Consider the following 21,760-nt stretch of genomic DNA (forward strand, 5'->3'; position numbering starts at 1 on the left):
CAGATCCCCATCACCTGTCCAGCATCAGCACTCTTGAGACAAACCGGGTGACTTGAGGAAGGGAGGATATCTGGCTCAACGTAGCTCGTTAGGAGAAGCGCAGATGAGACAGAAATCCGAGACGCGGGCGACGCCCGAGCAGATTGTGAAGGACATCCGCCGGGCCACCAGGAAGCACCATTCGGCCGAGGAGAAGATCCGCATCGTGCTGGAGGGGCTGCGGGGCGAATACAGCATCGCCGAGCTCTGCCGACGGGAGGGCATTGCCGAGAGCCTGTATTACAGCTGGTCGAAGGAGTTCCTGGAGGCTGGGAAGAAACGCCTTGCGGGCGCTACGGCCCGGTCGGCAACTAGCGGTGAGGTCAAGGATCTTCGCCGTGAGGTGCGGGACATGAAGGTCCTGGTGGCCGACCTCACGCTGGAAAATCGCCTACTAAAAAGAAGCATGATCGCGGATGGGGGAGACGAGGAATGAGATATCCCGCCTCCGAGAAGCTGGAGATCATCCAGCTTGTTGAGCAGTCGCACCTCCCGGTGCTGCGGACGCTGGAGAAGCTCGGCATTCCTCGGCAGACCTTCTACCGCTGGTATGACCGCTATCTCACCGGCGGGTTTGAGGCCCTGGAGGACCGTCGCCCACTGTCCGAAAAGGTTTGGAACCGCATCCCGGACGAGGTTCGGGAAAAGGTCAAGGACCTGGCCCTCGACGAGCCGGACCTGTCGCCCCGGGAGCTGGCGGTCGCAATCAGCCATGTGGAGATGAGCGCCTTGCCGTGGTCCGGCCCCGCCCCGTGAAAAATGCCATAGAAGAAGCTCAACAGCATCAAGGTCCATCCTGCTGAGAGGCCGGCGGGTCCCCTCATGCTCTTCAGCATGTTTGCAAGTGTACCGTGGAAATTCTGCTGCTCGTCACGAGCCCAGATCACAGGGTCCTCAAGGGTGGGTGTCACCTCGATGGTTCCGTCTTCATTCTTCGGCGGCACGAGAAGCTGCCTCCGCTTGATTGTCGCCTGTTCCGAAGCGGTAGTCTTGTCTGCCGTCTGTGCAATGACGCCAGCGGCCAGCATCAAGGCGAGTAGGATCCAGAGCGCACGCATCAGGTCAGCCGTGGCAGTCATGTGGAGAAGTACCCCTCAACCAGACCCTTCGCGTTGCTGAAAACTCCTATGGGACGAAACATGCAATGACAGCGGACAAGCGTCTAACAGCAATCAGTGTCGCCAAGGATCATGGGTGTTCGAATCCGCCTTCAGCTGCAGATGGATTGACGGTCAAATCACGGCGAATTTGTGAGGCGGCGCTATTCTGCTGCGCCTAGCAAGAGATAGTCATGTCAGCTACGACAGATTCCCGGTGTTATGACGGACCAGAAATGTCAGGGCTTGCAGAGGGGCAGAGGTTTGGGCTCGGGCGTGGGATGGGCGACTTCGTAGCGGGCAATGACCGGCCCCAGTTCATCAGCCGGCCAAAAGCGCGGCGCGCCGATTTCGCTGAGGCAGGAGGCGTTCCAGTAGAGGCCCTGCTGAGCGGGAGATCGCCGCGATTTGACGGCTCTCGCCACGGCCTGAACATCGCTCGATTGGGGATAGACATAGAGCGTGGTCGGGTTTTCCCGGATCAGCGGCATTAACCATTTGGCGTCCGCAGCGCTCCAGCTGGTGCAGCCATTGCTGCGGCCGCCGGCGTAGTCCACCAGCTTTCCGACCGGCACCAGGCCATCATCCTTCGCATAGGGACTGTCTGGCATTTTCTTCATGCATAATCCTCTGAGAACTTGTGCTGGATGGCCTCCGATTGCCCGCTTCCGCGCCGTGCTCGTCTCGCCATCGCCATCGAACTGGATGAAGGAGCGCACATAGGCCTCGTCCTTTCCGGATGCCGTGCGATAATACCCCTTGAAGGATGTTTTCTCCTCAGCCGTTTCATATTCGCCTCCTGTGGTGAGGTTGGAGTCGAGTGCATTGCCGAAATTCTTGGCGCATCGCCGCCCATTGGCGAAATCCGCGTATCCCTTGAGGTTTCGCCCGCTGCCGTGGCCCGAAGCAATGGCGCGGAAGGATTTGTCTGCCTCGCAGATCACATAGAACCGGCGGCCCAGCTGATCATTGCCCAGGTCGCTTGGCCGGGTGGCATCCATGGCGAAATAGCAGGGGTTTCGCACGTCGCCGGCCCTTGCCTTCTTAAGAAAGAACTCCCGGGCACGCTGGAGGACGACCAGCGAAATCTTGCCGTCCTCATCGCCGACATAGGCATTCAGCCACGCGGGAATCGCCTGGCTCTGTGCGGCAGTGGCTCGCCCGGTTGACGCGAGGAAAACAAACAGCGCGGCAAACACCGATAGAAAGCAGGCTAGTCTGACTGTCGTCCTTCGTCCCATCACAGCAAACGCTTCCTCTTCGTTCTATGTAGAGACCCAGCGGCTCCGCCAGGCCGATGTGGACGCAGCCATGAGAAGATCGCCGTGCTCAAGGCTGTTATCCAGAAGCTTGCGGGCCTATCCGTATAATGGGCGAGCGTTAAACCGGCCCAGGCTGCGACTAGGGCGATGCCCGCCGAGAGAATAATCCCAGATACGACACCTGTGGTCAACCGCTGGGCGGAGACTGCCGGACCCACAATGAGGGAAACGACCAATAGCACTCCAACGATCTGAGTGCATTGAGCAATCGCCAGGGCCACCACCGCCATGAAGACAACCGAGAGGAGGCGCGCGTTGACGCCCTTGGCGACCGCCAGCTCAGGCTACAAGCTGACGAACAGCAGCGGCCTCGAAATGACAGCCATCGTCGCCAGACAAGCGAGTCCCAGGGCATTGAGGATCTAGACGGTCCGGGCCGTGACGGCGAGGATATTGCCGAACAGCAGGCTTGTGGCCTGGGTCGCAAAGGAGGTGAAGAAATGCAGGAACAGCAGGCCGAGCCCGAGCGAGAAGGCCAGCACGATGCCGATTTCTACATCGCGGTTGGCGAGCTTGTCGGCAAAGAGGCCCACACAGATGCCGACGGCAACGTTGAGAAGCACCAACCCCGCCAGCGGCGGCCCGCACGAGAACCGCGCCCGTCGCTCCCGTGAATCCCACATGGGCGAGGGCGTGGCCTGCGAAGGTCTGGCCGCGCAGGACCAGGAAATAGCCAACCGTGCCCGCGGCGATTGCCACGATCCCGGCGGCCAGGAGGGCCGTGCGCATGAAGTCATATTGCAGCATGGTGATGATCATGCTCGTGAGAATGGGCGTTCTTGTCGACTTCATAGCCGCCGGACAGGATGAAGATGCGGCCCTCTACTCTGATGACGTCGATGGGTGCGCTATAGAGCCGCGACAGGACGGGCGAGGTATTGACCTCTTCCACCTGTCCGATCGCCGCGACGTGATCCTCGACTTCTCTCGGTCCGGCAAGCCGACGGACACGGATGTTGTTGGGAAGATCAGATCACGAGTTCATGTGCTATTTTCCACAGCCTTGATTGAACGTGACCTAGATCGGGTATGCCAGTTGGATGTGAAGGTGCCGTAATCGGCCTCCGCCGCTTCACAGTTGCGTCGTTCGGCAGCTCTCTTCTTCGGAATATTGTAATCGTAGGCGGATCCGTGCCGGTCATGCTCTGCCGGAAGTCCGGCGCGCAGTTCAACGGTACGGAATTTGTGGGCCGTCAGGCCGGGGCGGCCTCAGATATGGTCTTCTTTCCTGGTCAGCATCTGCCAAATGATGGTTGCCAGTTTGCGTGCACTTGCGGCCGCAGCGATGTGCTGACCGCGCCTTGCTGCAATGCGCCGGAAGACGGCACGCCGGGGGGTTTGGCGACCTGGCGGCAGCCCATGCGGTTTCAACCAACATAATCCGCGCGTGGCTGCGGCCTTGCTCCGTGATCCGCCCGTGCTGGGCGGGCCCTTCGCCAGATTAATAGACACTGGGATTCAGACCGAGATAGGCGACGAGCTTTTGAGGAATGGAGAAACGCTTGATATGCCGCCAAGCTCGTGCACAGGGCAGGGGGATCGTTGAGAGACGTGCAGCTGCTGGCGGTCCACCGCTCGATCAACACCACCGAACGATACATCGAAGGCGACGGTGTAGCCCAGCGCCGCCTCATGAGACTGCTCTAGCACCTCGCTAGACCTCAGCCTGCGGCGATCCCGGTCCAAGCCCTCCGGTCCCTTGAGGACCGGCCTTTCCCGCACATTCACATCAACCACACTGAACAACGGAATCCCGTCATGACGGACAACGATAGCACCCCCATGCCTGCAGCTGAGTTGGAGCGTTCCGAGAAGGAAGAACGGCAGCGCCGGACTAAGATCCGGGAACTCAACGACCACCTACGCCGCCACGGCCATGGCGGGGTCTGGCGGGTGACGGCAGGGATCGCTGGCCTGCCGCCCGAGACGGCACGCCAAGTGCTAAAGGCGGTGGCCAGCTTTGCGGACTTTACCGACGACAATGACCCATGGGGGGAACATGACTGTTCCGTGATCGAGGTCGCGGACCAGTGGATCATCTGGAAGATCGATTACTGCGACCGGTCCCAGACCTACCTCTCACCTGACCCGGCCAATCCCAAGGTCACCCTTTGCATTCTCACAGTGATGCTTGGCCATGAATACTGACACCTTGCCCCGGGTGAGCCGACTCGTAGTGGGCGATCAGGGGCCTGAGTTCACTAGCGGACTAAAAACGCGGGACGCCGATCTCTGCCAGGCAAAAGGCATTCCACTAGGAGTCTTCCTAGGAAGCCGGTTTCTTCGTCTTCGCGGCCCGCACGACGGCCGCGACGGTGATGGTGGTGCTCACCGTTCCCGTGCAGACCGCAATCTTGGGGGAAGGGTGGGGCGATGTCCTGCACGTCTCCAACCTGTGGGATGTCATGACAGCGACCTCGGTTGGTGAAGTGTTCCTCCTCCAGGGAAGCCGCGCGCTCGTCTTGTTAAGTGCTTCGGTCCTCGCCCTTTGCTATGCTGGCGCACGACGGCAATTGTCTTTCCCGGGATGCTGATAACACTGGCAGGACAGGGTCACGCTGTGATGAAGGTTGGGCTACCAGGACTTATCAATCAAACGAATGACTTGCTTCAAGCGTTGTCTGCGGGCGCGTGGTTTGGTGCGGTGGCACCGCTTGCGGTGCATTTGTTTCAGGCTCGGACTGAATCCAGGGCTCCCGACGCCGGCGCCACCCTTTGCCGCCTTTCGTTCTTCGGCCATCTGACTGTGGCGGTAGTACTCGCTACTGGCGTCACTAATATGGTCCTCATTCTCGGTCGGAGTCGCGATGGCCGACGTTCTACCAGGTCCTGCTCGTGGCCAAGATCGCTCTGGTCCTGACTATGTTCCGGCTCTTCACCTCAATCCCGCCGGAGCCTCCAGGGCCTTCCTACGCGGCACCTGCGGCGAAATCGCACTTGGTACGCTTGTCATTCTTCTGGTTGCGTTTTTTGGAACGCTGGACCCCGGTTGATGGGGCCAGGGCCCCTATCCCGCGCTTTCAATCTTGACGCGCCGTGCGCGCTGTGGCTCGTATGCAGCATGGGGAAGCGGGTTCTGAACACATTCAGACGGTTTCGTCAGGCGATTGTTTGCCTGGCGATAGCACTCCTGTTGCTGCCATTGCTTGGCGGCCTGCCTCCCCAGCAAGCGCTGAGCGCTGAGGCGCAGTTCGCGCACGATCTTAGTTTTTCAGTCTGCTCTGCGAACCGTCAGACACCGGCTCCGTCAGGTGACCAATCTGACCATCACGGACAGTGCATTCTCTGCATCACCCATGCCAACAGCCTGACGGCTCCAGAACCCACTTTGCATGGATTGGCGGTTTCCAGCACGGAAGGTGACGACGCCGTGCCGCAACTGCTGCGCACGGCGCGTGCTCCGCAGCACGTCATCCCGCCCGACGACAGCCCGCCACGCGGCCCTCCTTCCCTCGCCTGATCTGAACAGCAGCACTTATGGTTCGCGCACGTGGCGCGTGCCTGCTCATCATTGATCACGAGGAAGCAATGTCCATTGCAGTTACCCTGCCGCAGACTGATGCCGTGGCGAGCACCCGACTCTGTCCGCACGGCTGTCGGTTGACCCTTGCCGTAGTGTGATCGCCGTGCTCGCCGGCCTTGCCTTCTCGCTGGGCGGCCTCGCCATCTTCGCATTCGCCGTCATCGACTTCCTCCTTCCCAAGCGGCTGAAGGAAGCCGGCGTCAAGAATTCCTGACACACATCTCTGGAGAAACAACATGAAACTGTTCAAGGAAATCACCTTTGCCTCTGCCCTTACCTTGGGAGCGTTATTCACAATCTCTGACGCGCAGGCCCACGAAATCAAAATCGGCGACATCGCCATCAGCCATCCCTGGGCCAGGCAATCCCCCATGGGTGCTGACGTCGCTGCCGGCTTCATGACCATCACCAACAATGGCAAGGAAGAGGACAGGCTGGTGAAGGCGACTGCGTCGATCACCTCGACCGTCCAGCTTCACGAGATGAAGATGAAAGGCGACGTGATGAAGATGTCGGAAGTTCCCGGCGGCATCGCCATTCCACCTGGAGCGACCGTGGAACTCAAGCCCAAGTCGCTGCACGTCATGTTCATGGGCCTGAAGGCGCCGGTGAAGGAGGGAGAAACCATAACCGGCACTCTCACGTTCGAGAAGGCCGGTACCGTCGATGTCGACTATGACGTCATGGCCCCCAATGCCGGAATGGACTGATCTTGGATGACCTGCTGGCCGAAACCCCTTTCGGGCTAGCTGTCACCCGAGAGCCGGAGGGAAGGACCCCCTTTCTTCCTTCCCTCCGGCCTATTCGTTCGATCCATCCGACTAACCAGGGTGTGGCTTCAGTGCAGTGACGGACACTTCATTCTCAAGACAGGAAAGCGAACCCATGACACGTGCCGTTTGGCGTGAATCCGCAAAGACGTCAAAGCAAGATCAACGATCGTTAATCGATACTTGTGGCGACGCAGAATTCGGATTTGTCATGACCCCGCATCGTTCTCTGTCCGATCCGGCCTTCCTGTTGTTCATCCTGTCCATCCTTGCAATTTGCGTTGCGGCCCAGCTGTACTTCGTGATGAACGGTGTATGGGTCGCAGCCGTTGCTGCACTGTTTGACGGAACCTTCCTTATCGGGGCCTTCATCGCGTGCCGAAAGGACAGGCGGAGAACCGAGACGCTTCAGTTCAGGAACGGGCGACTGACTTCGGTGCAGCGCCGGGGAAATGGCGAGATCATTGCGACTGCTGAGTTTCCAGCCTTTGGACTGACTCTCAGCCGAAAGTTCGACAGCGATTACGGATGCCTCCGACTCGAACTCGTACAGAATGGACGCAGGTTCGAGATCGCCTCCGAGCTTTCGCCTGTCGAGAGATCGTCCCTGTCGGATGCACTTGCTTCCGAACTCAAGAGGCGTGGTCTTGGGGTCCGGATTGAAACGACCTGAGACATGAAAATGCAAAAAAACCGCGAATCCTACCGTCTTCTGCTACCCATTGTCGTCTTGGCGGTCGTGGCCGTGGCCGCGCTTGGCTATCTGTACATGCTTGCGGACCACGCGGCCAAGGACGCCAAAGTTGACATCGGAATGCCGTTTGTCCTCGCATCGTCAAAGGGCGGCATGGTTGACTCGCAAACTCTCATCGGCAAGCCCTATGCACTGTTCTTCGGGTTCACCCACTGCCCGGAAGTCTGTCCGACCACACTATACGAAATGAGCAGCAGCCTCGAACGACTCGGCAAACTGGCGGACGGGTTCAGGGTGTTTTTCGTGACGGTTGATCCCGAGCGCGATACCGCCGAGAGCTTGCGGGACTACCTCTCGAACTTCGATTCCCGCATGGAAGGCCTCGTGCCGACCGTTGAACAGCTTCCGGCGCTGGCCTCGGCGTACCGGATCTTCTACGCGAAGGTCCCGACATCCGACGGTAGTTATACGATGGACCACTCGGCCCTCGTCTACCTGTTCGACGAGGATGGGCACTAGGCAGACATGATCCCATACGGCACGGCATCGGTGACCCGTGACAAGAAGCTTCGGGCGGTTCTGGCCGAAACCTCCCAGTAGAGGCATCGCGCTGCCCTCGGCGTCTCAGGGAAAGTCAATATCAAGTATGAAGGAATAACTTATGCTCAAGGCAATTTTGAAATCACTCTATTGGGTCCCGTTTCTGGGAATGATCGTTCGCGAGGCGCTCGAGGGCCCCGATGAAGCCAGATACGTGTTTTGCGGAAATCTCGTCATGGCGTTTGTACTCGCAGTGGCAGCCTTCGGCTTTCGCGCATTTATCGCAGTCATGCTGACTGCAGTTGTCGTGATGTTCATGGTTATTTTTGATATCACGAGAGATGACAGTCCTCTGTCCGGATAGATGATCACACCGCCTAAGGATTGATGTGTATCTTTCCGACAGAAACAATTTCCGACAACAAGTTTGACTTGGTGAGCTGGGGGGCTCTGTCCGAGAGTGCCTTTCGGGGGGAATGATGGTTGAGGTTATCAATACGGTCGACTCTCCGCAGGAATTCGACAGGGAGAATGCGACCCCGGTCAATGAGGCCGATAACCGCTCGCTCTTAGCCTCGCGCGAGGCGATCCATCCGAAAGCCGCGCACGGCTGCTTTCGTCGCTTCAAGTGGGCGTTGGTGATCCTCCTCCTCGGCATCTACTACGTGTCTCCATGGCTACGCTGGACCAGGCCGGGTGACGCGCCCGATCAGGCGATCCTGATCGACATGGCGAACCGGCGCTTCTATTTCTTCTTCATCGAGATCTGGCCGCAGGAATTCTATTATGTCGCGGGCCTGCTCATCATGGCGGGTGTCGGGCTGTTCCTGGTCACCTCCCTCTTCGGCCGCGCCTGGTGCGGCTATGCCTGCCCGCAGACGGTGTGGACGGATCTTTTCATCTGGGTCGAAACCAAGATCCAGGGAGACCGCAACGCCCGCATCAAGCTCGATGCCGCGCCGTGGAGTTTCAACAAGCTGTGGAAACGCGGCGCCACCATGGCCATCTGGCTGCTGATCGCCATCGCCACGGGCGGCTTCTGGGTGTTCTACTTTGCTGATGCGCCCACGCTGCTGCGCGAGCTCTTCACCGGCCAGGCCTCATCGGTGGCCTATTTCACCATCGCGATCCTGACGGCCACCACCTTCACCTTCGCGGGCTTCATGCGCGAGCAGGTCTGCACCTACATGTGCCCGTGGCCCCGCATCCAGGGCGCGATGCTGGATGAGGAATCCCTCATCGTCACTTACAATGCCTGGCGCGGAGAGCCCCGCATGGCCGGCCGCAAGCGGGCCGAGGCGCATGGCCTCAAGGTGGGAGACTGCATCGACTGCAACGCCTGCGTCGCCGTCTGCCCGATGGGAATCGACATCCGGGACGGCAACCAGCTCGAATGCATCAACTGTGCGCTGTGCATTGATGCCTGCGATGCGGTGATGGACAAGGTGGGAAAGCCGCGCGGCCTCATCAGCTATTCGACCTCGGAACTCTATGCGGCCAATGTCGCCGGCAAAAACGAGCATTGGAACTGGCGCCACCTGCTGCGCCCGCGCACCGCGATCTATTTCACCGTCTGGGTTGGGGTGGGGCTTGCGATGCTCTTCACCCTCCTCCACCGCAGCCAGCTGGAAGTAAATGTGGTGGCGGACCGAAACCCGCTCTACGTTACGCTTTCCGATGGTGCAATCCGCAACGGCTACACCGTCAAGATTCTGAACAAGCGCCAGGAGCCCCGCAGCTTCCGCCTGTCAGTCGCCGATCTTCCCGGCGCCACCATGGAAATGGTGGGCGACTCCGCCGCCAAGGGCACGAGCTTCGACATCGGCGTCGAGCCGGACAAGCTCAAAGCCGTGAAGATCTATGTATCGACAGCCGACCACGAAACACTCGAACATGAAAGAAGCAGCTTCCTGTTCAAGATCGAAGAGCTGAATCCCAAGGGTGACATCCCCGCGGAAACCGCCACCTATGACGCACTCTTCCACGGCCCCGAGGACAGGAATAAACATCATGTCTATAAAAAGAGTTGACGGTCCTATCAGTTAGGGCTCATCGCGATAGGAATATCGGCTGACTGCCTGGTGGCAGAAGTGGCGAACGAAACGGAAACCTGCATATGGTTGGTGTGCCCTGAAAGGCGACCCAGGGTTTTCACTGAGAAGTGACCCGGATTATAGTTGGCGCAGCGGGCTTTGCCGGGCCAGCCTTGCATCGGAGGCTATCGTCTGTCGTTTAAAAGATGCGACAGTGATGACTATGGCGTTCGAGGAACGCTGTGGCCATCCCGGCATCGCCGAATGCGCCGTCCCATTCTCAGAAGCTGAGCTTGATGGTGATGGCAGCCCCGGTCTCCACGCCTGATGGGCTAAGGGGCAGGTGTGGTGCCTGCGCACATCACTCTTTCGCCGGCTCTCCCAAGATCGAGTGATGTAAGCTGACGATGAGCACCATCGTCTCGGGCCTATCGCTCGCTGCGACTTGCATGGTGTAGATGCCCGGTGTCAGCACGAAATCGACCATCTTGTGAATGCCTGTGCAGGCTTGGGCGAGGGATCTGCAGCATCCCATGGTGTGGCATCAGGGGGTAGGGAGAGATGAAATTTGGCGCTGCCCGCATTCTGCCGAAAAACGGATAAGGTAGCCGTCCGGGTCCTGAACCAGGAACTGGTGAACTCCAGTCTCAAGGCCGCCCGTCCTATACCATTTCTTCTCGGACTTCATGAAGAGCGGCCAACTTCCCAATGCTAGGGATGCCAGAAGTGGATCGATTGTTGGCACCTCAATCTGGAAGTTGATGCCTCGTCCAAAGGGAGAGTCCATTGGACCGACAATCCAGTTTCGGCCACGGTCACGCTCCTCCAGCATGATTTGTGCTCCATTCAAATCAAGGTAGGCAAAGCCCTCGTAGAGACGGTCGTAGACGACTCTGAATCCACACAGATCGCGCCAGAAATGGAGACTAGCATTGACGTCTGTTACGAGCAGTTCGGGCACCAGCCGGGCGTACGTGAACTTGGATGGGGTTGTTGGGGAAGGTGACATCATGCTCGCTCCACAAAGTTGGTCTCAACCGTAGTGTCTGATGATTTACAAGTAACCGACTTCTGTAGGTGCAACCGGGCGTCAGTACACTGCTCGTGAATGGCACTGTACTGCCGAGGGCTGCGCAACAGCCTCCGGCTGTGGCGTCATTCGGCCAAAGGGTCGAGCCTGCTCAGGATCCTATTCGATGATGTACAGGCGCCTGGTACCAGTGAATTTCAGCGTGCAGCCCACTACACAGCCTGGGCGGCGCTGCTAAGCTGCAGCTCTCCTCGCCACAGGGTCAGGGCCATCGGCAGGGGAGTGCAGGTAGGCTTTCCATGTTGGACTACTTTACCAACTGCACTTCGCTGGGTCTCCAGGTCTTCGTGAAGAACGGCTCAAGCGGCCCGTATAGCCGGAGGCATGGGATGAAACCCTTTCCAGGAGTGGATTGGATCCAGTTGCCACGTTTGACGCCTTCCGGCTGCGTTGGCGAAAACCACACAGTAGTTGTGCCGTCCGCGTCAGATTCAGCAGCAGGAGACGGGTAGCTCTGGCTTCCCGCACGTGGGTAGCGCTGTGGAGTATCGAGCATCGATCGGGTCTGGTTGTCATAGAGGATGAATGACCAGAAGTTTGCGAAGGGAATGTCCTTCGGCAGGGTGACCTTGTAGGTCTTGGCGCCATCGAAGGGCTGCTTGTCAGCATCGACCAGCGACCAGAGATACTGCGATCCGATCCCTGGCACACGCATGGCCATGCCTGGTGTAATGCCGGTGACCCCGTAGAAGAACGATGTGCGGGAATCGAGCAAGCGGTAGCCCGTCGGCGGGAACGGCTTCACGCCTTCGGCCGTCACTTCCGGAATAGGCGTTTCGAACTCATAGCCACTGACAAATAGCTGATTTACCCAGGCGGAACCGGGATAGTAGTACCAGTCAGCGGCACGAGGGGCCATGAAGATGGTGCGCGATGTGGCGTTGGCGAGTGCCACCGCTTCCGTGAGGATTTTTTTCATCCGGGCATCAGGCGCGAACGGCTTTCCCTTCACGATGCCGATTGCCGCGATCGGCCCCATCAGCTCAGGATCGAGCGCAGTCGCGGGCTCTTGCTGCACCACTTCGTTGAGCCACTCGTAATAGGAATAGTCGTTGGGTGCGATGGTGTTCATTTCCTTCCCTGTTCCTTCGTGGAACACAGTCGAAGGAGGCGAGGAAATCGGGCCCAATTTAGTCCTTCCGGCGAGAAATTCCGCAACAGGCGTGCCATATCCACCGGCTTGATACGGATAGATTTTCAGCGTCTCTTTGATCTTTGCCGCCGCGGGCTTCGGGTCATTGTTCTCCATGAAGGCGCGGGCAAACCAGATCACGAAATTGGTTCTGGCGTGAGCAACGAAATAGCCACCCTCCGGCAGGTTTCCTTCGTATCCCGGCGGTAGGATGAGGTACTTCCCTCCTTGGCCCCGATCGGCCCCAGGCGAACCTAGGTCAATGACCCAGCGAAACCACTGGTCGTCAATCGCACCAAGCATGCCGGGTCCAACTTCGAGTACCATCGGGCCTTTGGTGAGATCGAGCATCCCGAGAGAGTAAATCGTGTCGGCATTTGCCGTCAGGAACAACGACTTCGCGTCCATGAGATCTGAGAAGATAAGGACTTCGTTATCCTTCACCCCGGCGTCCTGAAAACCCTTGTGCAATGCCGCGATGCTCACACCCTGATAGGTATTGACGAACGCTTCGAAGGCATGTGTGAAATCAAGATTGTCGTAAATCTTCTCGATCGTCTCTTTGCTCGGCACACCATCCTTGAAGTCCAGGACGCCGATGCGAGTTTCGACCTTGTCCGGAGTCGTGATCTGGACTGGAGGAGCCGCTTGCGCCGTCAATACAGATGCGAACGATAGTGAAGACGCTAGAAGCAGCGTCATCGATCTTGGAAATTTGACGCGATCTGCCATGGTACATTCCTCCGATCGCACTCGTGACCGGTGCGTCATCTGCCATCTGGTTTAATTCGAATGAGTATATACAAGCTGGGTGCCACCACCAGTACCATTGGGCGTGGGAATTTGGCAATCTGAGTGCCTGCGGTCTTCGTCGCGACGAATAGCTGGGCAATTCTGCTTCAGTGAAATGTTACCACCTGTATATCATTCTCAGGTACCTCTGCTTGTGACCAACTCGCCCCCGCAATGTTGCGGGGTTTTGTTGAGAGGGTCTATTCCTCTGGGCTACCTAGTGAAGAAAGCAGAATGAAATGGGTGGGGAGATGACGGGACAAATCCTCACCGCTTGTGCTGAACCAAACTCCATCTCCAGTCGGTTCCCTTGTGGGCGTGACGGTGAAAGCATCCTTGTCGGCATGAATGGCTGTGAACGCCCCGGCATCTTCTCGGAAGGCCAGTACGTCAATATCGCCCTTGGGTGCCTCAACGAAGGGCCGCCACTGGGTCGCTGCACCCCGGCTTAAGAGCAGACGAAGGCGATGATAGTCTTCTGGGGTCAGGTGCTCCTTAAGAAGCCCGTTAATCCGTTCGCAGAAGCCTTCGTCGGCTTCATGAGTCAGCAAGTCAGAAAGTCCGAAGAGGTGGGAAAGGGGGCTTTGGATCCGCATCGCATTACTTCATGCTCAATATGCGAGTTTCCAAAAGCATACATTTTCGCGAGAGAATGTGATCTAAATCACAGACAAATTTAGATTGTCCATCGACCTGGAAGAACAGTGACATGGGGGCGCAAATTCATCGAGGCCGAAGGTGGTTTGAATTCCAATTCTATAATGGTTTTGGGCCAACTCGCCCGTTTGAAAATGTTTGCCGCAGTCCTGCCTATTTGCGGAGAAGGTGGTCTGAGAGGATCAGGTCGGGTTTCAACCGCCGAGGAGTATTCTTGGCTGCCTACGCTGCCACTCCTCGCCAGGGCCCCACAGCTCCCGGGTATCGTCAGCTTGTTGCCACTGGAATTCTCCAATGTCGTGTCCTTAACAACAGCCATCCAGGAGGGCGTCCGACTACCGTCTCACGCAATTGCGATATGAATAATTGTAGTACACGTTCCAGCGATTGGTGGATGCAAAAAGGCCCGCTCCGCCGCCGATGAGCGCACCGCGCCCTGCATTCCGCCCGGTGTTTCGGCGGCTTTGGCTAGCAACTGCTCCAATGGCAGCTCCGCCCGCCGCACCCCTTGCCGTGGTGCGCCTGGTATTGCGGTCGGCAAAGCGGCGGGCCTCTTGTGAGCACTGCCTGCTGCGCTGGGCCGAAACGTTTGCGGATGCTTCAGTGGTGAATGAGACGTCAGGGGGCGCAAACGCTGCAAAAGCCACCAGGACTGATCCAATGATAGAAATCCGCTTGAGCAATGTGAACATGGTCGACCTCTGAGTTTCTGAATTGCCAAAGCGTTAATATTATTCGTGCTCACGCGCTAGAGATAAGGGCGTTCTCATCAACATGAGTTACTCGTAATTTAATCTTTTGATGCAACGCTAGGGCGGTTGCATGGCCCAAGGAATGCCACCCCGACCCATCTCGAAACCCACCTTGTAAAGCGCCCTCATGAAGTTCGGATCGAAAGGCGCCGGTTCCTTCATCGTGAAGCTCTCTGGCACCCAGATAGCCTTGAAGAGGATTCCGTCACGTTGCGCATTGGCGTATATGCGGTAGAGGTCACCCACGCCTTGGGACATGATAAGCGTGCTAATCGACCTACCCACGATCGAAGAAAGCCTCGGATTAACCATTGTATATTGCGGCACTGCTCTACCGTTGCGGATCAGGAACAGGGTCCGTTTGACGCCCTGGTGCTGAAGCCGGGTGTCCCGCATCTTCACCGAGAAATTAGATGGGAACAAAAACGCCTGATTGGATGTGCCACCATCGACGTGCATTTCGTCGAAGGTCCTGCCCTGAGCGACCACGGTGATTTTTACCGGTGGAAAGACGCCAGGGATCGATGAAGAAGCAACAAGAATTTCTTGTATCAGCTTCCTGCGTCCTGGCACTCCGCTTGCAGCGATAGCCCCAATATCCCAAACCACGGGGCGACCGGCGTCGAGGTTGGTCGTGCCGACGAGCAACCTTCGCCCCTGGCTGTTCGCCCTCGCGATGTCGGCTACCATCTCGTCGGTTACGTAGCGAGCGACGAGGTTGCGGAGGGGCGTGTTGTCGGCGGCCGATACTGAACCGAGTATCCTGAGAACATGTCTTCTTCGGAAGACGTCCTCACCCGAAATCTCGGTATATGCCTCAGTGAGCCTATCGTCATATGACGGCCCCAAAAACGCGAAGGGCGCGATGAGGGACCCGGTCGAAACGCCCGTCACGACCGAGAATTCGGGACGCGTTCCTGCCTGTGTCCAGCCGGCGAGAAGGCCTGCGCCGAAGGCGCCGTTGCTGCTCCCGCCCGACACGGCCAGAAAATTCCGTGTAGCGGACGAGTTCCCATCGACCCTCTGCTGGTCGGCAATCTCGTTCAGCGCGGCGCTTGTCAGAGCGTCGCCGTCATCACCCCAGTAGCGGATCCGGCCATAACCCGGGAGTTCAGTGCGGCTGATCAGCGGCTCCGGCACCGGCTCGCGCAGCGAATCGATCGTAGGCCCTGCACACGCAGCGAGCGCCAATCCCAGAAGGAAGACGAAATGATATCGGATAAAACGCAACGCAGCATACATCCCCAATTGCCTGGCCGTTATATTCTGGCATCGGCGGCCTCGGAAACAATAATTTGGTATCGAGGGTGTCGGCCAGGGTGACGATTGCATCAGGAACGGCTGGGCAGCCTGCGGCCGGATCGTTAGCCTCACGTGTCGCCGGCGGCGCGATGGCGCTCGCTGGCATGGGCATCTTTCCAGAATTCTTTGTCGTTCGCACTATAACTTACAGAGTGCACGGGGTGGCAGCTAACTGCCGCCCCGCATTTTTGCTTTACGAGAAGGATGCGCTGTAAACCCGCTGCTGTACGAGGATTGACTGTTGCAGTTGGCGAAGTGTCTTTGCGCCCGCAAGTACTGCGAGATCAATCAGCGGTTCAAGCAGGATCACCAGCATGTATGCCCCGCCGAACGAAAGGATGCTGCTCAGGTTCTGTGCGGTGAAGCCGTGACCGTAGAGTGCCCAGAATGCGACCCAGGCGACGATGCCGCCTTGATAAGCCGTGGAAAGCGCCAAGGCTTGACGATACTTCAAATCAACATAGGGGACGCTTTCCGGGATGATCCGCTTCGCCAGCAAGCTCACCCCATAAAGCGGCACGAGCAACGTTGTAACGTTCATACCGTACTGCGGCAGATCAAAAGGTGCGAAGAAGACACCTTGTATGAGCAGACCCGCTGAAAGGCCGATTGCCGCCGGTCCGGATCCAAAGATGAGAAACAGCGTGGACCCCAAGATCAAATGGACCTCAGAAACACCGACCGGATAGTGCGGCAGGAGCTCGAAGAAACTGAACACTAGTGCAGTTGCAATGACTGACCGAGCCAGGAGAGCTCGCGCGCCATCCCTGCGCGCAGAATCCGCGGACATTTTGCCTGCGAGGCCGAAAGCCGCGACTGCCGTCGCATAGCTCAGGATGATTTTGCTGCCGTCTACGACGCCAGGTTCAATATGCATGTCTGTTTCCCTTCTGCACCCATCGTGCAGTATTGCTCAGGTTGGCGCTTGACGCGCGGTGTGCGATGGCAGGTCTCCTGGCTTGCGGGTCTTTGACCTTCTGCGCCTTCCCAGCCGATCGGCCAGTGGCGTCTGCAGAAGTTCTCTCCGCTGACAGTTGCGTGGGCAGCCACGGATTTGGCCCCTCTGGGGTCTACCTCACCGTGTTCCCTATTATGCCGCGGCAGTTTTGGCCGACGCGACACCATCTTCAGAGAGATTACCCTACACTTCGATGGGCCTTCAAGTGGAAGTGTGCGCTCAAGGGCCTCGAACGGAATATCAAACTTCTGAGCGTAACAGCCTATGCAGTGTCCACTGCTTGTCCTGCGTGACGGATCAGCAGCATCCCGTGGCTTGGCATCAGGGGGTAACGGAGGGTCGTGTAAAGGCCAGTGATCGCCAAGCCGATGTCTGCCGAGGACATCACACCCAAAAACGACGCCTACCGCCGCGGGCAGGGCGACGAAGGGCTACGGAAGCGGCAGAGTAGGCTTGTTGCTAGTCCTGCCCCTGTCTAACTCGCCTCCAACAAATAGTTGACTATTTTTATCGGAATTATAAAACATGTGCCCAATGCCATCAATTTCCGTCTGAGGGAGACACCTAAGTGTCCATGCTGAAGCCCATGCACCTGCAATTCATTGCCTTGACCACTGGACTTGCGCTGCTGTCGGTGACGACCGGGCAGGTAAACGCGGACACGATTTCGGTTGCCGATTCGCGCGGTCACGCGATTGAAATCCAGAGCCCGGTCAAGCAAGTGGCGATCTTCCCGCTGCCCATTCCCGAAGCAATGATTGCTATTGACGGCGGAACTAACCGCCTGATGGCAATCAACCCCCGCGCGCAGTCGGCCCTGATGAAGGGCGTCATCGGCCAGCTGTTTCCTGAAATCGCCAACATCCGCACCGACCTAGTGGCACCCAACTTCATTCCCAACGTCGAGGAAATCCTGAAGGCGGCACCTGACGTCGTCATCCAGTGGCAAGCCAAGGGTGACGAGCGCGTTGCACCTATGGAAAATGCCGGCATCAAGGTTGCGACGGTAAGCACCGAATCCCGCGAGACCAGGCGCGGCTATGTGTCCATGCTGGGCAAAATTCTCGGCAAGGAAGATCGCGCCAAAGTGTTTCTGGACTGGGAAGACAAAACCGTCGCGGATATTGCCTCTGTCCTTACCGCTGCGGCAAAACCAAAGCCGCGCATTGTCTTTATCGACAGTATGAACGGCAACGAGTTCGTCGTTTTCGGCCGCGAGGAGGCGTACTTTTCTGCCTCCGGACTGTCCAATGCGGCGACCGAAGCCGGCTTCAGCGAAGGTTCGGTCAAGGTCGGAGCTGAAGCACTGCTGCAATGGAATCCCGACATCGTTTTTGTGAATTACTATAACGACGCGGTGAAACCTGCCGACATCTTCGAACATCCGGTCCTGGCCGGCTTAGAGTCAGTGAAGAAGGGGCGGGTCTACAAGACGCCAGCGGTTGATCCCGCCACCGCTGCTGGCGGTGAGCTCGCTTACCTCTGGTTCGCGGAGATCGGCTATCCTGACCTGTTCAATGTCGACATCCGCGCTGCCTTTGTTGATGGCTTCAAGCTTCTTTACGGCAAGGAACTGAGCGCCGCGCAGATCGATCAATTGCTGCAGATGAACTGGAACGGCAAAAGCTCGGGCTACCAAGAATCATTTAACGCAACGAACTGATGTGTCTGGCAAGATTTTGAAGGATATCGGCTTTATTTCCTCGGGCGATGGCCCACAACTGCAATGCTATCTCGACTACAGGCGCTATATCGATGCGGAACTCTATCTCCGCAAACTTGATGAGGTCGATCTTTCGGAGTTCAAGATCTTGGTGGTCCCCGATTTCTCCAATCAGGGACTTCTGCAACAGCACGCCCTACGCCTCAACGACTATCTGGCGGGTGGTGGATTTCTGGTGGTCTTTGAGCCCAACCGCATGGATGAGTGGCTCAAGGTGGTTGAGGTCCAGTGGTTCGAACGACAGACAGAGGACTGGAAATGGTGGATGAAGCCGGGCGGCCGAATGGAAGCCTATCAGCCTGAACCGCTGCATCCGCTGGCCCGGTCCATTCCGCTCCCGGCAATGTGTTGGCACTTCTTCGGCGCCTTTCGCCTTCCGGTTGACGCCACGCCCATTCTCAATCTCGACAACGACGAAGGCTGTCTGATGTATGATCAACACGTGGCGGGTGGTGGCCGGCTGATCGCATCGACAATTGATCCGCATACGCATCATGGGCGCCGCTTCATGCCGGCAACAACGCGGTTTCTTGACGCGTTTTATCCATGGCTTAAGGCCGAGGCCCAAAGCCGTGGATGAGCGTCAGGCCGGATTTCGCGGCGGCCCGAGGCCGCATCTGCTCTACACTCAGTCAACGCGGAGCTACAACAAGGACCGTATCGGCGGCCTCGTGCCACAGACCTGGCGCTACAGTGGCATCGACATCTACGAACTAGAAAAACATGACCTGGAGACGGTTGATGTGCTGTTCGTCTCAGGATCGCACGACCAGATATTTCTCAAGTCGATCGAAGCCAAACTTGTCGACTATCTGTCATCGGGTGGTCATTTCTTGATCAATGGCCACATCACCTTGCCGTGGCTTCCGTGCCTTTCGGTCTTCAAGGCCGTGAGCCCCAGGCCGTTTACCAACTGGATGATTCGTCCCGCCCAGCCAGGAGCCTATTTTGGGCGCATGGATTTCGAGAATTTCCACCGGCACGAGGGTATTCTCGGGCAATACTCAAGGGGTTACACGGTACCACCAGTAGGTGCCCAACTATTGTGCCTCATTGGTGGACCGGCGGCCGATGGTATGATCGACGAAGGGCCCGTAGACTGGGTGTGGCGCATGCCATGTGGCGGCAAGGTGTTCATGCACAATGGTGATCACATCGAGCAATTCTGCTCCGACCCCCGTTATCAACCAAATCTGTTTCATGACATCCTGAACGCCCTGTTGTTTTCGGATGAACCACGGTCACGAGTCAACTTGGATTCTGCAACTAATACCGTAGAAGCGCTGTGACGAAAAGCTCACAAGGCCGCATCGCCATTGGTTGGTCCGGACATAAGCGTGACCTATCGATCAACACTGTTCTTATCATGACGGGCCTTGTTGTTCTCTGCATCGTCTCTGTGGTCGCGTCGCTATCGCTCGGCCGCTATGCGGTCAGTCTCAATGATCTTCGGGTGCTTGTCCTGGGCTGGTTGGGGCTTGGCGATGGTCGCAATGGGGTGTCCGAATCTGTTTGGCGGGTTGTCGAACTGGTGCGCGTTCCCCGGCTGTTGATCGGTGGCACGGTCGGCGCCGGCCTGGCGCTTTGTGGTGCCGTGCTGCAAGGCGTTTTCCGCAACCCGCTGGTCGATCCGCATGTGATCGGGGTGTCCTCAGGGGCGGCCTTCGGCGGGGTTGCCGCTATCCTGCTTGGTCTAGGCGCGCTGGCACTGTGGTTGATGGCATTCACGCTCGGCCTGACAGCGCTTGTCCTCGTTGTGCTGATGAGCCGAAGAGCCGGCCGCTCTTCGGTGCTGATGCTTGTGCTTTCCGGTGTCGTCGTGTCCGCGCTGTTTTCGGCGCTGGTTTCGTTGGCGACCTATTTCGCAGATCCCAACGACACGCTGCCGGCCATCGTCTTCTGGTTGATGGGCTCATTTGCCAGCGCTACGCCAGAGCGAGCCATGTACATGGTGCCCATCATCACACTGCTGGCCATTCCGCTGATGCTAATGCGGTTCCGCATCAACATCTTGTCGATGGGGGACGAGGAAGCCAAGGCGCTTGGGCTTGATGTCGAGCAAACCCGCTGGCTGGCGCTCAGCTGCGTCACCGGAATAGCCGCGGCCAGCGTTGCGAACTCTGGCATCATCGGGTGGGTCGGGCTGGTTATCCCACATTTTGCGCGAGCCGTCGTCGGTCCGGATCATCGCATTCTGTTACCGGCTTCGGCCCTTCTTGGCGCCAGCTTCATGCTGCTGGTCGATCTGTTGGCACGCTCGTTGATTGCCGCCGAAATTCCGTTGGGCGTGTTGACGGCCATCGTCGGAGCGCCGGTCTTCATGGTGTTGCTGCATCGCAATCAATCCGACGGCTTGCAGCAATGATCGACGTACGCGACTTGGGGTTCAGACATTCGCTTGCCGCACCGTGGCTGTTCTCCGGTCTCTCCTTCTCATTGCAGCAGGGCAAGACGCTGGCTTTGCTGGGGCGAAACGGCAATGGCAAGACAACGCTGCTGAAGTGTCTTGCTGGACTCCTCGCGCCTGGCGCAGGAAGCGTTCGTTGTTCCGGAGCCATTGGTTACGTGCCGCAGAGCTTTACTCCGGCGTTTGGTTATTCGGTCTTCGATGTCGTGTTGATGGGAAGAGCGCGGCATGTCGGGCTCTTCTCCAAACCAACCGCAATTGATCGCCAACAGGCGCGGGGAGCGCTTGATCTGATCGGTCTTGGTTCTCTTTCCCAACGGTCAGTTACCACGCTGTCGGGCGGCGAACGACAACTTGTGTTGATTGCCCGGGCTCTTGCATCGGAGGCGAATATCCTGCTCCTTGATGAGCCGGCTTCAGCACTTGATTTTCACAACCAGGCCCTGATGCTTTCCACTTTGCGCCGCCTGACATTGCAGCGGGGCCTGACAATCGTCATGACCACACATGAGCCGACGCACGCGCTGGAAATTGCCGACCGGGTTGTACTCTTGCACGGTTCAGGAAGTGGCGAGGAAGGCCCCGTAGAGACCATGTGTACCGAGCGCAAGCTTTCGGATCTTTATGGTATATCTATGAAACGGTTGGACTATTGCGCGAGCAAGGGCCCCTCGGCACACATCGTCGCCAACTATTCATCCATCGCCGGTTTGTGAACTGATTGCTGGCGGTTTTGAGACCATAGGCTGTGCAAGCACGACCGAGGTTCGAATCCCTCGTCCTCTGCTAGCAAAATCGTCATAAAGCTTTGAAAATTAACGATTCAATGAATAGCTGCGGTGGTGTGTCCTAGCCAACGTCCTGGCGGCAATGCCAAGGCTAATTCCGACGTCCAGGCTGACCGTCAAATCGCTTTGCCCAAGCTCCGT

Annotated in this window: 19 protein-coding genes, 5 pseudogenes and 1 riboswitch; of the genes and pseudogenes, 13 read left to right on the plus strand and 11 right to left on the minus strand. The window is 57.9% G+C overall.

From position 1 onward, the window contains the following. Positions 1-103: 103 nt before the first annotated feature. A pseudogene (locus tag ACO06F_RS16750) lies at positions 104-741 on the plus strand (helix-turn-helix domain-containing protein); the annotation flags it as partial. Positions 742-779: 38 nt separating this feature from the next. Here ACO06F_RS16750 and ACO06F_RS16755 read toward each other — a convergent pair. The 4 genes and pseudogenes from ACO06F_RS16755 to ACO06F_RS16770 all read right to left on the minus strand — a co-directional run. After that, positions 780-1,118, minus strand: a pseudogene (locus ACO06F_RS16755) (hypothetical protein); the annotation flags it as partial. 257 nt (positions 1,119-1,375) lie between these two features. Beyond that, positions 1,376-2,377 carry a hypothetical protein gene (locus tag ACO06F_RS16760; RefSeq protein ID WP_421693874.1) on the minus strand — a complete coding sequence of 334 codons (1,002 nt, stop codon included), beginning with the start codon at positions 2,375-2,377 and terminating at the stop codon, positions 1,376-1,378. After that, a pseudogene (locus ACO06F_RS16765) lies at positions 2,377-3,081 on the minus strand (metal ABC transporter permease). The gene ACO06F_RS16760 and the pseudogene ACO06F_RS16765 overlap by 1 nt, the downstream one beginning before the upstream one ends. A 22-nt stretch (positions 3,082-3,103) precedes the next feature. Then, positions 3,104-3,250 (minus strand): annotated as a pseudogene (locus ACO06F_RS16770) (metal ABC transporter permease); the annotation flags it as partial. On the opposite strand from ACO06F_RS16770, the gene ACO06F_RS16775 reads away from it, so the two are divergent. From ACO06F_RS16775 to ccoG, 7 genes are all read left to right on the plus strand, one after another. Further along, on the plus strand, positions 3,186-3,515 hold the full coding sequence (locus ACO06F_RS16775; RefSeq protein WP_421696743.1) for a hypothetical protein: 330 nt from the start codon (positions 3,186-3,188) through the stop codon (positions 3,513-3,515). The pseudogene ACO06F_RS16770 and the gene ACO06F_RS16775 sit on opposite strands and share 65 nt — an antisense overlap. Before the next feature lie 701 nt (positions 3,516-4,216). Next, complete coding sequence (locus tag ACO06F_RS16780; RefSeq protein WP_421693875.1) at positions 4,217-4,606, plus strand: DUF3768 domain-containing protein; 390 nt, start codon at positions 4,217-4,219, stop codon at positions 4,604-4,606. A gap of 1,611 nt (positions 4,607-6,217) precedes the next feature. Next, on the plus strand, positions 6,218-6,691 hold the full coding sequence (locus ACO06F_RS16785; protein ID WP_421693876.1) for a copper chaperone PCu(A)C: 474 nt from the start codon (positions 6,218-6,220) through the stop codon (positions 6,689-6,691). A gap of 175 nt (positions 6,692-6,866) precedes the next feature. Further along, positions 6,867-7,424, plus strand: coding sequence for a DUF2244 domain-containing protein (locus ACO06F_RS16790; protein WP_421693877.1), 558 nt, complete (start codon positions 6,867-6,869; stop codon positions 7,422-7,424). Between the two features lie 3 nt (positions 7,425-7,427). Then, positions 7,428-7,964 carry an SCO family protein gene (locus tag ACO06F_RS16795; protein ID WP_421693878.1) on the plus strand — a complete coding sequence of 179 codons (537 nt, stop codon included), beginning with the start codon at positions 7,428-7,430 and terminating at the stop codon, positions 7,962-7,964. Between the two features lie 142 nt (positions 7,965-8,106). After that, positions 8,107-8,349 (plus strand): hypothetical protein, encoded by a 243-nt coding sequence (locus ACO06F_RS16800; protein ID WP_421693879.1) that lies wholly within the window; start codon positions 8,107-8,109, stop codon positions 8,347-8,349. 115 nt (positions 8,350-8,464) lie between these two features. Beyond that, positions 8,465-10,015 carry a cytochrome c oxidase accessory protein CcoG gene (ccoG, locus tag ACO06F_RS16805; RefSeq protein ID WP_421696709.1) on the plus strand — a complete coding sequence of 517 codons (1,551 nt, stop codon included), beginning with the start codon at positions 8,465-8,467 and terminating at the stop codon, positions 10,013-10,015. Positions 10,016-10,217: 202 nt separating this feature from the next. On the opposite strand, the pseudogene ACO06F_RS16810 reads toward ccoG, so the two are convergent. From ACO06F_RS16810 to ACO06F_RS16840, 7 genes and pseudogenes are all read right to left on the minus strand, one after another. Beyond that, positions 10,218-10,286 (minus strand): annotated as a pseudogene (locus ACO06F_RS16810) (hypothetical protein); the annotation flags it as partial. A gap of 93 nt (positions 10,287-10,379) precedes the next feature. After that, positions 10,380-10,505 (minus strand): hypothetical protein, encoded by a 126-nt coding sequence (locus ACO06F_RS16815; protein WP_421693880.1) that lies wholly within the window; start codon positions 10,503-10,505, stop codon positions 10,380-10,382. Positions 10,506-10,562: 57 nt separating this feature from the next. Further along, a complete protein-coding gene (locus ACO06F_RS16820; RefSeq protein WP_421693881.1) occupies positions 10,563-11,030 on the minus strand; it encodes a bleomycin resistance protein in 468 nt (155 codons plus the stop codon). A gap of 325 nt (positions 11,031-11,355) precedes the next feature. Further along, positions 11,356-12,972 (minus strand): DUF1254 domain-containing protein, encoded by a 1,617-nt coding sequence (locus ACO06F_RS16825; RefSeq protein ID WP_421693882.1) that lies wholly within the window; start codon positions 12,970-12,972, stop codon positions 11,356-11,358. A 260-nt stretch (positions 12,973-13,232) separates the two neighbouring features. Next, positions 13,233-13,628, minus strand: a complete 396-nt coding sequence (locus ACO06F_RS16830; RefSeq protein ID WP_421693883.1) for a hypothetical protein — start codon at positions 13,626-13,628, stop codon at positions 13,233-13,235. Between the two features lie 870 nt (positions 13,629-14,498). Then, a complete protein-coding gene (locus ACO06F_RS16835; protein ID WP_421693884.1) occupies positions 14,499-15,683 on the minus strand; it encodes a patatin-like phospholipase family protein in 1,185 nt (394 codons plus the stop codon). A 253-nt stretch (positions 15,684-15,936) separates the two neighbouring features. Next, positions 15,937-16,620 carry an energy-coupling factor ABC transporter permease gene (locus ACO06F_RS16840; RefSeq protein ID WP_421693885.1) on the minus strand — a complete coding sequence of 228 codons (684 nt, stop codon included), beginning with the start codon at positions 16,618-16,620 and terminating at the stop codon, positions 15,937-15,939. 50 nt (positions 16,621-16,670) lie between these two features. Next, positions 16,671-16,884, minus strand: a riboswitch (cobalamin riboswitch). 391 nt (positions 16,885-17,275) lie between these two features. Here ACO06F_RS16840 and ACO06F_RS16845 point away from each other — a divergent pair. Genes ACO06F_RS16845 through ACO06F_RS16865 form a run of 5 tightly spaced genes read left to right on the plus strand, consistent with a single transcriptional unit; the run spans position 17,276 to position 21,547 of the window. Next, positions 17,276-18,364 carry an ABC transporter substrate-binding protein gene (locus ACO06F_RS16845; RefSeq protein ID WP_421696710.1) on the plus strand — a complete coding sequence of 363 codons (1,089 nt, stop codon included), beginning with the start codon at positions 17,276-17,278 and terminating at the stop codon, positions 18,362-18,364. 1 nt (position 18,365) lies between these two features. Next, positions 18,366-19,004 (plus strand): hypothetical protein, encoded by a 639-nt coding sequence (locus ACO06F_RS16850; protein ID WP_421693886.1) that lies wholly within the window; start codon positions 18,366-18,368, stop codon positions 19,002-19,004. After that, on the plus strand, positions 18,997-19,713 hold the full coding sequence (locus ACO06F_RS16855) for a hypothetical protein (protein ID WP_421693887.1): 717 nt from the start codon (positions 18,997-18,999) through the stop codon (positions 19,711-19,713). Before ACO06F_RS16850 ends, ACO06F_RS16855 begins: the two co-directional genes overlap by 8 nt. Further along, positions 19,710-20,789 carry a FecCD family ABC transporter permease gene (locus ACO06F_RS16860; RefSeq protein ID WP_421693888.1) on the plus strand — a complete coding sequence of 360 codons (1,080 nt, stop codon included), beginning with the start codon at positions 19,710-19,712 and terminating at the stop codon, positions 20,787-20,789. The genes ACO06F_RS16855 and ACO06F_RS16860 overlap by 4 nt, the downstream gene beginning before the upstream one ends. Further along, positions 20,786-21,547, plus strand: a complete 762-nt coding sequence (locus ACO06F_RS16865) for an ABC transporter ATP-binding protein (protein WP_421693889.1) — start codon at positions 20,786-20,788, stop codon at positions 21,545-21,547. The genes ACO06F_RS16860 and ACO06F_RS16865 overlap by 4 nt, the downstream gene beginning before the upstream one ends. Positions 21,548-21,760 lie beyond the last annotated feature (213 nt).

Source organism: Aestuariivirga sp. (assembly GCF_965227715.1).
Classification (GTDB): domain Bacteria; phylum Pseudomonadota; class Alphaproteobacteria; order Rhizobiales; family Aestuariivirgaceae; genus Aestuariivirga.